At 74.2% G+C, this 13,264-nt stretch carries 11 protein-coding genes; 7 read left to right on the top strand and 4 right to left on the bottom strand.

Annotated features, from left to right (window positions below; genetic code table 11):
- Nucleotides 1-575 (top strand): zinc-binding dehydrogenase (locus PLP61_RS09175; RefSeq protein ID WP_324502327.1); only part of this gene is annotated, 575 nt, incomplete at its 5' end.
- 13 nt (nucleotides 576-588) lie between these two features.
- On the opposite strand, the gene PLP61_RS09170 is transcribed toward PLP61_RS09175, so the two are convergent.
- From PLP61_RS09170 to PLP61_RS09160, 3 genes are read right to left on the bottom strand one after another with little or no spacing between them, the layout of a single operon-like run.
- Nucleotides 589-1,455, bottom strand: coding sequence for an HpcH/HpaI aldolase/citrate lyase family protein (locus PLP61_RS09170; RefSeq protein ID WP_324502326.1), 867 nt, complete (start codon nucleotides 1,453-1,455; stop codon nucleotides 589-591).
- Nucleotide 1,456: 1 nt separating this feature from the next.
- Nucleotides 1,457-2,524, bottom strand: a complete 1,068-nt coding sequence (locus tag PLP61_RS09165; protein ID WP_324502325.1) for an HpcH/HpaI aldolase/citrate lyase family protein — start codon at nucleotides 2,522-2,524, stop codon at nucleotides 1,457-1,459.
- 59 nt (nucleotides 2,525-2,583) lie between these two features.
- Nucleotides 2,584-3,207, bottom strand: a complete 624-nt coding sequence (locus PLP61_RS09160; protein WP_324502324.1) for a nitroreductase family protein — start codon at nucleotides 3,205-3,207, stop codon at nucleotides 2,584-2,586.
- Between the two features lie 156 nt (nucleotides 3,208-3,363).
- Between PLP61_RS09160 and PLP61_RS09155 the strand changes: the two genes are divergently transcribed.
- The 3 genes from PLP61_RS09155 to hutI are packed head-to-tail and all read left to right on the top strand — an operon-like array spanning nucleotide 3,364 to nucleotide 7,117.
- Nucleotides 3,364-4,587 (top strand): allantoate amidohydrolase, encoded by a 1,224-nt coding sequence (locus tag PLP61_RS09155; RefSeq protein ID WP_324502323.1) that lies wholly within the window; start codon nucleotides 3,364-3,366, stop codon nucleotides 4,585-4,587.
- Nucleotides 4,584-5,954 carry a formimidoylglutamate deiminase gene (locus tag PLP61_RS09150; protein ID WP_324502322.1) on the top strand — a complete coding sequence of 457 codons (1,371 nt, stop codon included), beginning with the start codon at nucleotides 4,584-4,586 and terminating at the stop codon, nucleotides 5,952-5,954. Before PLP61_RS09155 ends, PLP61_RS09150 begins: the two co-directional genes overlap by 4 nt.
- Nucleotides 5,951-7,117 carry an imidazolonepropionase gene (gene hutI, locus PLP61_RS09145; RefSeq protein WP_324502321.1) on the top strand — a complete coding sequence of 389 codons (1,167 nt, stop codon included), beginning with the start codon at nucleotides 5,951-5,953 and terminating at the stop codon, nucleotides 7,115-7,117. The genes PLP61_RS09150 and hutI overlap by 4 nt, the downstream gene beginning before the upstream one ends.
- 31 nt (nucleotides 7,118-7,148) lie before the next feature.
- Here the strand turns inward: hutI and PLP61_RS09140 are convergent, their stop codons facing one another.
- Nucleotides 7,149-9,125 carry an LTA synthase family protein gene (locus tag PLP61_RS09140; protein ID WP_324502320.1) on the bottom strand — a complete coding sequence of 659 codons (1,977 nt, stop codon included), beginning with the start codon at nucleotides 9,123-9,125 and terminating at the stop codon, nucleotides 7,149-7,151.
- Nucleotides 9,126-9,292: 167 nt separating this feature from the next.
- On the opposite strand from PLP61_RS09140, the gene PLP61_RS09135 reads away from it, so the two are divergent.
- The 3 genes from PLP61_RS09135 to PLP61_RS09125 all read left to right on the top strand — a co-directional run.
- Nucleotides 9,293-9,463: a hypothetical protein gene (locus PLP61_RS09135; RefSeq protein WP_324502319.1), complete on the top strand. Its 171-nt coding sequence runs from the start codon at nucleotides 9,293-9,295 to the stop codon at nucleotides 9,461-9,463.
- Nucleotides 9,436-12,357, top strand: coding sequence for a helix-turn-helix transcriptional regulator (locus tag PLP61_RS09130; protein ID WP_324502318.1), 2,922 nt, complete (start codon nucleotides 9,436-9,438; stop codon nucleotides 12,355-12,357). The genes PLP61_RS09135 and PLP61_RS09130 overlap by 28 nt, the downstream gene beginning before the upstream one ends.
- 55 nt (nucleotides 12,358-12,412) lie before the next feature.
- The coding region (locus tag PLP61_RS09125) for a ferredoxin family protein (RefSeq protein WP_324502317.1) at nucleotides 12,413-13,264 on the top strand (852 nt) is incomplete at its 3' end.

Below are 13,264 nucleotides of genomic sequence, written 5' to 3'. Positions count from 1 at the left end.
CCGGGGCCCTCGCCGGCTGGACAGTGCTGGTCGCCGGCGGGGCCGGCGCGGTCGGCCACGCCGCCGTCCAGCTCGCCCGGTGGGCCGGGGCGACCGTGCTGACCACGGTCAGCTCACCGCAGAAGGCGGCGCTCGCGCAGGCGGCGGGAGCCCACCACGTCGTCGACTACCGTGCCGTGGACGCCGCTGCCGCCCTGCGTGCCCTGGCGCCCGGGGGAGTCGACCTCGTGGTCGAGGTCTCGCCGGCCGTCAACGCCCGGATGGACCTGGAGGTGTGTCGGAACGGGGCGACCATCTCCTACTACGCGACCAACGGGGGCGAGGAGTTCACCCTCCCGGTGCGTGGGTCGATGTCGAAGAACCTGCGCTGGCAGGGCGTCCTGCTGTACGGCGTGCCCGGGCCGGCGAAGGCCGACGCCGTCGCAGCGGTCACCGCGGCGGCTGCCGACGGCGCGCTGCCGGTCGGGGAGCAGGCCGGGCTGCCTCTCCACCGGTTCCCGCTCGAGCGCACCGCGGACGCCCACCGCGCCGTGGAGTCCGGGGTGGTGGGGAAGGTGCTGGTCGACGTCGGCTGAGGGGGGAGCCCGCTCAGCCCTCCAGCGCCGTGATCGCCTCGTGGATCGCCAGCACCCGCTCGGCGGACTCGACGTGGAGGTTCTCGACCATCCGACCGTTGTAGGTGACCACGCCCGAGCCCCGGCCGGCTTCCCACGCGGCCAGGATGCCGCGGGCGTCCTCGACGGCCTGGGCCGACGGGGCGAAGGCCTCGTTGGCGCCCTCGACCTGACCGGGGTGGATCAGCGTCTTGCCGTCGAAGCCCATCTCCCGGCCCTGCCGGCACTCGGCGAGGAACCCGTCGAGGTTCTTCACGTCGTTGTAGACCCCGTCGATGATCGCCTTCCCGGTGGCGCGGGCGGCGAGCAGCGCCAGCCCGAGGCCGGCGAGCAGGGGTTGGCGGCCGGGGACGTGCTCGGCGTACAGCTCCTTGGCCAGGTCGTTGGTCCCCATGACCAGCACGGAGAGCCGGTCGGAGGCGGCGGCGATCTCCTCGGCGTGCAGCATCGCCACGGGGGTCTCGACCATCGCCCACAGCGTGGTGCGGTCGGGGGCGCCGTGCCGCTCCATGGCCTCGACGAGGCTGCGGACGGCGGCCGCGGAGTCGACCTTGGGGACCACGATCGCGTCCGGTCCGGCAGCGCACGCGGCGGCCATGTCGTCGGCGTGCCACTCGGTGTCGGAGCCGTTGATGCGGATGGTCAGCTCGCGCCGGCCGTACTCACCCGATCCGACGGCCGCGCACGCGGCCTCGCGGGCAGCCGGCTTGGCGTCGGGCGCGACCGCGTCCTCGAGGTCGAGGATGAGCCCGTCGCAGGGGATCGTCTTGGCCTTCTCCAGCGCCCGGGCGTTCGAGGAGGGCATGTAGAGGACCGAGCGGCGGGGGCGGAAATCGGCCATGTCAGTCCACCTCGATCGCGTCGTACGCGGCCTTGAGGGCGGGGTCGATGGCGGCCAGCTGCTCGGCCAGCCTCACCATCACCAGGCACTGCTTGAGCGAGGCGTCGTCCTCCATCTTCCCGTCGAGCATCACCGCCCCGGTGCCGTCGCCCATCGCGGCCACGACCCGGCGGGCGTGGCGGATGTCCTCGACGCTGGGGGAGAAGACGCGGTTGGCGATCTCGATCTGCTTCGGGTGCAGGCTCCAGGTGCCGACGCAGCCGAGCAGGAAGGCGTTGCGGAACTGGTCCTCGCACGCGACCACGTCGGCGATGTCGCCGAACGGGCCGTAGTACGGGTAGATCCCGTGCATCGCGCAGGCGTCGACCATGCGGGCGATCGTGTAGTGCCACAGGTCCTGCTGGTACGTCGTGCGCGTGCCAGCCACGTCCCCGTCGACGGGGTCCTGGCGGACCAGGTAGCCGGGGTGCCCGCCGCCGACGCGGGTGGTCTTCATCCGCCGGTCAGCGGCCAGGTCGGCGGGGCCGAGCGAGAGGCCCTGCATCCGCGGTGAGGCCCCGCAGATCTCCTCGACGTTGGCGACGCCGCGTGCGGTCTCGAGGATCGCGTGGACCAGGATCGGGCGGCTCAGCCCGGCCTTGGCCTCCAGCTGGGCGAGCAGCCGGTCGACGTAGTGGATGTCCTCGGCCCCCTGCACCTTCGGGACCATGATGACGTCCAGCTTGTCGCCGATCGCCGGGACCAGCGTGGTGAGGTCGTCGAGCACCCAGGGGCTGTCCAGGGCGTTGATCCGGGTCCAGAGCTGGGTCGGACCGAAGTCGGTCTCCTGGGCGATCCGGACCAGGCCCTCCCGGGCGGCGAGCTTGTTGTCGGCCTTGACCGCGTCCTCGAGGTTGCCCAGCAGCACGTCGACCGTGCCGACCATCTGGGGGATCTTCGCGGCCATCTTCTCGTTGCTGGGGTCGAAGAAGTGGATCGCCCGGGACGGTCGGGCGGGGATCTCGGTGAGCGGCGCCGGGGCACCGACGGCGAGCGGGCGGAAGAAGTCCTTGGGGCTCTTGGAGGGCATGGCCGGACGGTAGCAAGGCGGCCGCGGCCGGCGGTATGACGTACTCCACTACGCAGCGGTCAACCGGTGCGCTTCTGCCATTGGCCCCGGTGGACCACCTCGGCGGTGGGCCGGCGGCGCCGGCGGGCGGTTGACCCGGCCGCGCCGGGGGAGGGTGCGGGGTGGCCGATCGTGATGGCGCCCACGGGGTCGTGGTCCTCGGGGATCCCGAACCTGGTGCGGAGGGCGGCGTCCCGTCCGGGCGGGATACCGAAGAAGCAGGCGCCCAGGCCCTCGTCGACGGCGGTGAGCAGAACCAGCAGCGAGGCCATCGCGGCGTCCATGTGCCAGAAGGGCATCGGCCAGCGGGTCTCGGCCCGGTCCGACCAGCCCTTGTCCGGCTCGGCGTACCTCTCCAGGTAGGCCGCCTTGCTCGAGCAGGGGACGATCACTACCGGTGCGCGGCTCATGCCGGCGAGCCACGGGTCCGGGGCCGCGAGGTCCTCGGGGTCGGTGGTGGACTCCCAGAACGCCGCCACGTCCTGCGGCTCGTCGAGCACCAGGAACCCCCATCCCTGGCTGAACCCGGCGCTCGGTGCGCGGACGGCGTGCTCGAGGGCCCGGTCGACGACCGCGCGGGAGACCGGCTCCCCGGTGTAGCTCCGCACCATCCGCCGCCGCCGTACCACCTCGCCGAGCTCCATCCCCGGAGCATCCCACCGAGTTAGTACGGTCCCAACGCGGGGTGTTCGGGGGGCTGGGACCCCGCGTTGGGACCGTACTAACTGGAGTCTCGGATTCGAGAAGGGTCCGGGGGGTGCCAGGTTGTCGGGACGCCGCGCGGGCGGTGGACTGGGACCGTGACGTTCGAGCAGATGTGGCGGGACCTGGCGCCGGTGGGGCGGGACGCCCGGACGGGCGGCTACTTCCGCCAGCCGTACGGCGCCGCCGAGACCGAGCTGCGCCACTGGTTCGTCGAGCAGGCGCGGGCGCGGGGGCTGGAGGTCGAGGGCGACGACGTGGGCAACCTGGTGGCCTGGTGGCGGCCCGCTGGAGCCTCCGGCCGGGGCGTGCTCACCGGGTCCCACCTGGACTCCGTGCTCGACGGTGGCGCGTACGACGGCCCGCTCGGCGTGGTCTCCGCGCTGGCCGCGGTGGACCTGCTCCGGGAGCGCGGCGTCGTACCTCGGAAGCCGATCGGGGTCAGCGTCTTCGTCGAGGAGGAGGGTTCGCGGTTCGGGCTGGCCTGCCTGGGGTCGCGGCTGGCCACCGGGGCCCTGTCCTGGTCCGTGGCCCGCGAGCTCCGCGACCGCGACGGGGTGTTCCTCCCCGACGCCCTCGCGGCGAGCGGGCTCCACCCCGACGACGGCGACAAGGCGTGGGACCTCGCCGCGCAGGTGGAGTGCTACGTGGAGCTCCACGTCGAGCAGGGCCGGCACCTGGTCGACCTCGGTCACGCGGTGGGGGTGGCCAGCGGGATCTGGCCGCACGGTCGCTACCGCTTCGAGTTCGGGGGTGAGGCGAACCACGCCGGCACCACCCGGATGGAGGACCGGCGCGACCCGATGCTCACGTTCGCGATGACCGCGCTGGCGGCGAACAAGCAGGCCCGGCTGAGCGGGCAGCGCGCCACCTTCGGGCGGGTCCAGCCGGTACCCAACGGCACCAACGCGGTGCCCTCCTCGGTCACCGCCTGGCTCGACGCCCGCGCCGCCGACCCCGAGGCACTCACCGGCCTGGTGGCAGCCATCCAGCGGCAGGCCGCCGAGCGGGCCGAGCGGGACGGCACCACGCTGCACGTGACGACCGAGTCCGTCTCCGCGCCGGTGGTGTTCGACCCCGACCTGGCCGCGCGGGTCGCCACCGGCCACGAGGGAGGCGACTGGCCGCTGCTGCCGACCCAGGCCGGGCACGACGCCGGCATCCTCTCCGAGGCGGGCATCCCGAGCGCGATGCTCTTCGTGCGCAACCCCACTGGGGTCTCCCACTCCCCGGAGGAGTACGCCGAGCCCGCCGACTGCCTCGCCGGCGTCTCGGCGCTCGCCGACACGCTCGCCCTGCTGGCGACCGAGGCGCCCACGTGACGGCGTACCTCCTCGAGCGCGCCTGGGTCGACGGCGCCGTGCGGGACGACGTACTCGTCGACATCGAGGACGGACGGTTCACCCGGGTGGAACCTGGCGGGGCAAACCCGCACGTGATGGGGGCTGCAACCCGCGACATGAGCGGGATTCCCCGCCCGGGCGGGGAATCCGTCAGGATCCCCGGGCTCACCATCCCCGGGCTGGCCAACTGCCACAGCCACGCGTTCCACCGGGCGCTGCGGGGGCGGACCCAGCGCGAGCGGGGCAGCTTCTGGACCTGGCGGGAGCAGATGTACGCCGTGGCCGCGCGGCTCGACCCCGACAGCTACCTCGCGCTGGCGCGCGCCACCTTCACGGAGATGGCGGCGGCCGGGATCACCACCGTCGGGGAGTTCCACTACCTGCACCACCAGCTCGACGGGACGCCCTACGCCGACCCCAACGCGATGGGCCACGCCCTGGTCGAGGCGGCCCGGCAGGCGGGGGTCAGGCTCGCCCTGCTGGACACCTGCTACCTCAGCTCGGGCTTCGGGGCGCCGCCCGAGGGGGTCCAGCGCCGGTACGCCGACCGCGACGCCGACGCCTGGACGCGGCGCGTCACCGACCTGGTGGCCCAGCACGCGTCCACCCCGGGGGTCGTCGTCGGCGCCGCGATCCACTCCGTGCGCGCCGTGCCCCGTGACCAGCTCGGGACCGTCGTGGCGGCTGCCGCCGGCCGCCCGCTGCACGCGCACCTCTCGGAGCAGGTCGCCGAGAACGACGCCTGCCTGGCCGCCCACGGCTGCACCCCCACCCGGCTGCTCGCCGACGCCGGCGCCCTCACCCCGGCGACCACCCTCGTGCACGCCACCCACCTGACCGCCGACGACGTGGCCGCACTCGGCAGCGCCACCGCCTACGCGTGCTTCTGCCCCACCACCGAGCGTGACCTCGGGGACGGGATCGGGCCCAGCCGTGCGCTCCACGAGGCGGGGAGCCGGCTCACGCTCGGCTCGGACAGCCACGCGGTCATCGACCTGTTCGAGGAGATGCGGGCCGTCGAGCTCGACGAGCGGCTGGCCACCAGGCGGCGCGGGCACTGGGCGGCGGCGGAGCTGCTCGACGCCGCGACGTGGGCGGGGCACACGTCCCTCGGCTACGCCGACGCCGGGCGGATCGCCGTGGGTCAGCGCGCCGACCTGGTCACCCTCGACCCGTCCGGCCCGCGCACCGCCGGGACCGGCGGCGACGAGGGCACGGTGGTCTTCGCCGCCACCGCCGAGGACGTCCGCCAGGTGATGGTCGACGGGCGCGTGGTCGTGCGGCACAGTGACCGGGAGGAGATCGGGCACGAGCTCGACGCGGCGGTGGGGAGGCTGTGGCAGTGACCGACCCCTCCAGCGTGCTGCTCACCGGCATCGGCGAGCTCGTCACCAACGACCCCGACCGGCCGGGCCTGCTGGGGCTGCTCGCCGACGCGGCCGTCGTGGTCGAGGGGAGCCGGGTCGCCTGGGTCGGGTCCGCCCGGGACGCGCCCGCGGCCGACACGGCGTACGACGCGGGCGGGCGCGCCGTGCTGCCGGGCTTCGTCGACTCCCACAGCCACCTGGTCTTCGCCGGCGACCGGGCTGCGGAGTTCGCGGCCCGGATGACCGGCGAGCCCTACACCGCCGGCGGGATCCGCTCCACCGTGGCCGCGACGAGGGCGGCGACCGACGAGGAGCTCACGTCCCACGTCGCCCACCTGGTGGCCGAGATGCGGCGCCAGGGCACCACGACGGTCGAGATCAAGTCCGGCTACGGGCTCACCGTCCACGACGAGGCCCGCTCGCTGGCGATCGCCCGGCAGTTCACCGAGGAGACCACGTTCCTAGGCGCCCACGTGGTGCCGGCCGGCACCGACCCCGCGGCGTACGTCGAGCTGGTCACCGGCCCCATGCTCGCCGCCGCTGCGCCGTACGCACGCTGGATCGACGCCTTCTGCGAGACCGGCGCGTTCGACGCCGACCAGGCCCGCACCGTCCTCGACGCCGGTCGGCAGGTGGGGCTGCGCGGGCGGCTGCACGCCAACCAGCTCGGCCCCGGACCCGGCGTGCAGCTGGCCTGCGAGCTCGGCCTGGTGGCCGTCGACCACTGCACCTACCTCACCGACGCCGACGTCGCCGCGCTCCGTGACTCCGGCACGGTCGCCACGCTGCTCCCCGGGGTGGAGTTCTCCACCCGGCAGCCCTTCCCGGACGCGCGGCGGCTGCTCGACGCCGGCGTGCGGATCGCCCTGGCCAGCGACTGCAACCCCGGCTCCTGCTACACCTCCTCGATCCCGTTCTGCATCGCGATGGCGGTGCGCGAGATGGGGTTGAGCCCGGCCGAGGCGGTGCACGCGGCGACCCGGGGCGGCGCGGACGCGCTGGACCGCGCCGACGTCGGCCGGGTCACGGTGGGCGCCGCCGCCGACCTGGTCCTCCTCGACGCCCCGAGCCACGTGCACCTGGCCTACCGACCGGGTGTCCCCCTGGTCGCCGGGGTGTGGCTGGGCGGCCGGCCGGCCTAGCCCGCCGGGCGGTCGTCCGGACCGCCGACGGTCAGCGTGCCGGCGATCCTCCGGCCGCCAGCACGTCGGAGCCCTGCGGGAACATCACAGACTCGGAGTACCGCTGTCCCACCGCCAGGTCGTACTGCACCAGGCGGTAGTCGTGGAGCAGCGCCCGTGCCCTCGGGCCCAGCGCGTCCTCTGAGACCTTCGACCCGTCCGGCAGGTAGTACTCGCCCTGCTCCATCGCGGGGATCTCCTGCTGCAGCTCGGTCAGGAGCACGTAGTAGGGAGGCAGCGGCGCGGAGAGCTCGTTGAACAACGTCGGGAGGAAGTAGATCGGGCTGGTGACCGGCGCGCTCTGCCGCGGCAGGTCGGTGAAGTTGGTCCAGATGAAGTACGGCGTTCGGCGGAAGGAGTCGGCGCCGTTGCTGTCGTAGACCTCCCCGCTCCAGAAGGCGGGGGCGTGGTCCCCGTAGAAGATCACGGCGGTCTTCTCGTCCGACCTCTCCAGGTCGCCGATGAAGTCGCGGAGGGCGTCGTCGGTGTGCCTGAGCCCGCGGGCGTAGTGGCTGAGCTGGTCGGCCACCTCTCCGGAGACGCCGGTCACCGGGATCGGGTCGTGGTACTTGCCGGCCATCGGGTAGTGGTTCTGCATGGTGACCAGGTTGACGAACGCGGGCTTCGTCGACCTGGCGAGCTGGTACTCGACCTCGTCGAAGGCGGCGGCGTCGGAGACGTAGTTGTTGTCGTCGATGCGGTCGGCGTGCTGCATCGTCGAGTCGTGGATGAACTCCGAGAAGCCCAGGATCGGGTAGACCTCGTGCCGCTTGTACATCGTGGGCCGGAAGGGGTGGACGGCGAGCGGCTGCCACCCCTGTGCGCCCAGGAGGCCCACGACCGAGGGGAAGGTCGGCGTCTGGGTCACCAGCATCTGGTACGGCGTGTTCATCTGGGGCAGGAACTGCGACAGGGACATCCCCGACAGCGCCTCGAACTCCATGTTGGCTGTGCCACCGCCGAAGAGCTGGGCGAGCATCTCGCCTGACGTCGTCGAGGCCATCAGGGAGCGCGTGAACGGGATCGGGTCCTCGGCCAGGGTCGGACCCGTGATCAGGGTGGGGTCGCTGAACGCCTCGCTGAGGACCACCACGACGTTCACGTCGTCCGCCGCCCCTGCGACCCGTTGGCTGTTGAGCCGGTCCGCCCGCCGGGCGTACTTCGTGCTCAGGGTGGCCATGGTCGCGGCGCTGTAGTCCTCCGGCCGGTCCATGGCGGGAACGTTGAGGTTGTACAGGAATCCGGCCACGAAGCCGTGACGCCCGTAGTTGTCCGTCTGGCTCCACCACGCCCAGTCCGCGCCGGCGTGGTTGTAGGCCTCCCTGACCCGGTTGCCCGAGGAGTTGAAGTGGGTGACGTAGCTGAGCGCTGCCGTGACGAGTACGACGGTGAGGACCCGCAGCAGCAGCATCGTGCGCCACCGCCTCGGCTCGGTCCTCCGCCTGATGGGCGGGAACGAACGGGAGACGACACGCCCGACGAGGAGCACCACCGCGAGGAGCAGTCCGATCACCAGGCCCGCGGCGACCAGGGTCCTGGGGTCGACCATGTCGCTGAGGAACCCGGCCTGCCTGACGAACACCAGGTCGGAGGGGTAGACGGGCTCGCGTCGCAGGGTGATCTTCAGGTAGCTGGCCCAGCCCAGTCCGACCGCGACGCACAGCGCGAGACCGAGGGACAGGAAGAGCCGGTTGGTGAGTGCCAGCAGCAGCAGCACCAGCAGCCACACGACACCGGTCGAGATGAGGAAGATCACGCCCGTCTCGACGAGCTCCTGGGTGAGCAGGCGATGCAGGTCCCCCCCGGACTGAAGCAGGTCGAGCATGCCGTTGCACACCGCGGCCCAGACCAGGGAGACGACACCGACGAGGGCCATCATCGCGACCCGGTTGCCGCGCGAGGGCGGAACGGCCCGGGTGACTCTGCCGGCCGAGCCGGCGGGGAGGTCGGAGGGACCGAGCGGGGGCACCCTCCGAACAGTAGGTCCGGACACTCGGGCTCCGGGCGATTTTGGAGACACCCGGTGCCTCAGGAGGGGGCCTCAGGGCAGGGGCGGCCGTAGATAGGGCACTCTCCCGATGTGCGGGGCTACCTCAGGCGCGCAGTCTGGGCTCATCGGCGAGACGAGGAGACACCATGAACCAGGCAACGAGCCCGTGGACCGAGGCGGAGATCGCCTACCGCACCAGCCGCATCCGCGACGGCATCACCGGATCCGGGCCACGCCGCGCGACCACGCGACGCAGGGACCGGGACCGGGACCGTGGATCATGGGGTGCGTGGCGCTCCCGGAGGCCGGTCGACTGATCGGACGTGACGCCGAGCTCGCGGAGCTGTGCTCCCGGCTCGGCGTCCGTCCGTCCTCCCCGCGCCACTCGAACCTGCTGCTCGCCGGCGACGCCGGCGTCGGGAAGACGCGCCTGCTCACGGCGCTCCGGGACGCGGCGGTGGCCGAGGGGTGGCAGGTGTACGCCGGGTACTGCCTCGACTTCGGCGAGGGCGCCCCGCCGTACCTGCCCTTCTCCGAGGTGATCGGCCGGCTCGCGGCCGACCTGCCGGAGATGGTCGACGCGGTGGTGGCCGCGCATCCCGCCCTGGGGCGGCTGCGACCGGGGCGTCGGCTGCTCGACGGGGCCCAGGCCGGGGAGAGTGCCCTGGACCGCGGGGCCCTCTTCGAGGCCGTGCACGCGCTGCTCGAGGCGGTCGCCGAGCCGGCACCCCTGCTGCTGGTGATCGAGGACCTGCACTGGGCCGACCAGTCCACGCGCGACATGATCAGCTTCCTGCTCGCGCGGCCCTTCGTCGGCGACGTCGCGCTGGTCGGCTCCTACCGCACCGACGACCTGCACCGGAGGCACCCGCTGCGCACCCAGGTCGCCGAGTGGGCGCGGGTGCGCGGGGTGCACCGGACGGTCCTGCAGCCGTTGGCGCCGGTGGCGGTGCGGGAGCTGGTCCGGGACCTGCAGACGACCGAGCTCACCGAGTGGGACGTCTCCGGGATCGTCGCGAGAGCCGAGGGGAACGCGTTCTTCGTCGAGGAGCTGGTCGGTGCCGCGACCGCCCCCGGCGGCCGGGTCCCGGACGACCTCGCCGGCGTCCTCCTGGTGCGCCTGGACCGCCTCGACGAGCAGGGACGCGAGATCGTCCGCGCTGCGAGCGCGGGCGGCCGGCAGGTGTCCCACGCACTGCTGGCGGCGGTGTCCGGGCTGCCCGAGGAGGAGCTGGAGGAGACCCTGCGCCAGGCCGTCGACCTGCACGTCCTCGTCACCGGTCCGCCCGGCTACTCCTTCCGCCACGCGCTGCTCGGCGAGGCGGTCTACGACGACCTCCTGCCCGGGGAGCGCACCCGGATCCACGCGGCGTACGCCGAGGCGCTGGGCAGTGGCCGTGCCCGCGGCACCGCGGCCGAGCTCGCCCGGCACGCCCGGGCGGCGATGGACTACGAGACCGCCCTGCGGGCGAGCATCCAGGCCGGTGACGACGCCTCGACCGTGGGCGGGCCCGACGAGGCGGCCCACCACTACACCCAGGCCCTGGAGCTCCTCGCCGACCCGCGGCTGGCCACCACGGCGGACGTGGACCGTTCCCGTCTCGCGGTCGCGGCGGCCGAGGCGCTGAGCGCCAGCGGTCGTCCGGGCCGGGCCGCGGCGCTGCTGCGCGACCAGCTCGCGGTTCTCGGGCCCGACGCGAGCCCCCAGGCGCGGGCGCGGATGCTCTCCGCCCGGGCGCAGGCGATGATGGTGATCGAGCCGGACGAGGACCCCGCCGCGATCTCTGCCGAGGCCCTGCGGCTGCTCGGCGACGAGGCCACCGGCCTGCGTGCGCAGGTGCTCGCCGTGCACGCGCACATCCTCGCGTCGCTGGGACGGTCCGACGAGGCCCAGGCGGTCGGGCTGGACGCGCTGGCGCTGGCCGAGCGGCTGGACCGCTCGCGGCTGGTCAGCGAGGTGGTCACCACGCTCAGTGCGCTCAAGCGCAGCGGCCCCAAGGAGGTGGTCCGGGCTGCCCTGCTCGACGCGGTCGAGCACGCCCAGCGGGCCGGGGCGGCCCCCGCCGAGATGCGCGGGTGCTACCTGCTGGGGCGCTCGTTCGCGGAGTACGCCGAGTACGACGAGGCCGTCCACTGGTTCGGCCGCGGCCGACGCATCGGCGGCGAGCTCGGCACCCCCTTCGCGCCGTACGCCCTCGAGTGCCTCTGGCAGCTGGGCTGGATCCTGGTGGTCACCGGCCGCTGGGACGAGGCGCTGGAGCTGCTCGAGGAGCGGCCGGCGCCGGCCCCGGCGATCGTGCACGGCCTGCTCCAGGTGCTCCGCGAGGACGTGCTCCGCGCGCGGGGCGGCGGGACGGACCTCTCCGGGCTCCGCGCGCTGTGGGAGGAGGAGGGGCTGATCGCGGTCCACGACGCGGGCCTGCTCATGGATGCGGCCGCCCGGGCCGGCGACCCCGACGGGGTCCTGGCGGCCTACGACGACGTCATCGAGGTGGTGGGCCGGATCTGGCACCCCTGGTTCGGGGCCCGCGCCCGGCTGGCGGCGACCGCGCTGGCGGGGCTGGTCCGCTGCTGCGAGGACTCGACCCGGGAGCGACGGGCGGAGATGGTGGTCCGCGCCGAGCAGCTGCACGCCGATGGCCTGGCGGTCCGCGACCGGGTCGCCACCGGCGGCGACTTCTGGGGCCCGGAGGGCCAGGCCTGGGTGCAGCGGCTGGACGCCGAGATGCTGCGCCTGCGCTGGCTGGTGGGGGAGGACCCGCCGACCCACGCCGAGCTGGTGGCCGCCTGGCGCGGGACCGTCGAGCGGTACCAGGCCCTCGGCGACGTCCACCGGACGGCCCAGGCCCAGGCGGTGCTCGCCGGCATCCTGCGCGCCGCCGGACAGGTCGCCGAGGCCCGGGCCGAGGGCGATCTCGCCCGGGCCACTGCCGAGCGGCTCGGTGCCCGGGTGCTGCTGGAGGACCTGCGGCGCAGCGGGGCGACCCGGGTCGCCACGCGGGGCGCCCCGAGCTCGGTGGAGCTCACCGCCCGCGAGCGCGAGATCCTCGGGCTGGTCGCCCAGGGCGGCAGCAACGGCGAGATCGGCAGACGCCTGTTCATCAGCACGAAGACCGTGTCGGTGCACGTCTCGAACGTCCTCGCCAAGCTGGGCGCCGCGAGCCGCACCGAGGCGGTGGCGATCGCCCGGCGGCGTGGCCTGCTCGAGTGAGCCGCACCCCGGATCCTGCCCGGTGGCGCACGGCTCGGTGCGCCAGACTGGAGCGGTGGTCGCGGAGGTGTCGCAGCGTTGCTCGGCGGTGAGCCGCGCCGAGGGTGAGCCGATGGCCGGGACCGCCCCCGGCGAGACAGCCTGGCTGTTCGTCGAGTACGCCGGGGCGTGGGGCCGGCACGCGGTCTCCGAGAGCCGGCTGCCACCGGCGGTGCGCCGCTCCCTTGCCGCACTGGCGGGAGTGCGGGTGCAGCTGGTGCGCCGGCCCGGACGGACGAGCGAGGAGCGGGGGGTGAGGCTGTACACGGCCGCTCTGGGAGGCGGCCCGGCGCGGGTGCGCACCCTGCTGCTCGACGACGTCGCCGAGCTGGCCCGGCTGGACCCGGGGGAGCTGGCCGCAGGTGGCGGCGCGGCCTTCACCGAGCACACCGGGCCGCTGTGGCTGGTGTGCACGAACGGGCGTCGCGACCGCTGCTGCGCCGAGCTGGGCAGACCGGTGGCAGACGCCCTCGCTGCCCGCTGGCCCGGCGCGACGTGGGAGACCACGCACCTCGGTGGGCACCGTTTCGCCGCCACGGTGCTGGCCCTGCCGGCGGGGCTGGTGCTCGGCCGCCTGGACCCTGCCGCCGCGGTCGAGGCCGGCGGCAGGCTGCTGGACGGCCGGTGGCCCGCGGGCCTGGTCCGTGGCCGGGCCGGCCACGCCCCCGCGGCCCAGGTCGCCGAGGAGCACCTGCGGGGCCGGGTCGGGCTGGACCGCCTCGACGACGTCCGCCACCTGCCTGCGACGCACGACGGCGAGGTGCGGCTCGCCGCCGCCGGTCGGGCCTGGAGGGGCACGGTGGCCACCGGTCCCGGCGTACCGCGACCGCTGACCTGCGGCCCCGCCACCGCGCCGCCCGGCCCGGGG

It is taken from the genome of Nocardioides sp. (assembly GCF_035429765.1).
Classification (GTDB): domain Bacteria; phylum Actinomycetota; class Actinomycetes; order Propionibacteriales; family Nocardioidaceae; genus Nocardioides.
The sequence above is the reverse complement of the archived record's forward strand: the minus strand, read 5'-3'. Positions and strand labels throughout refer to the sequence as shown.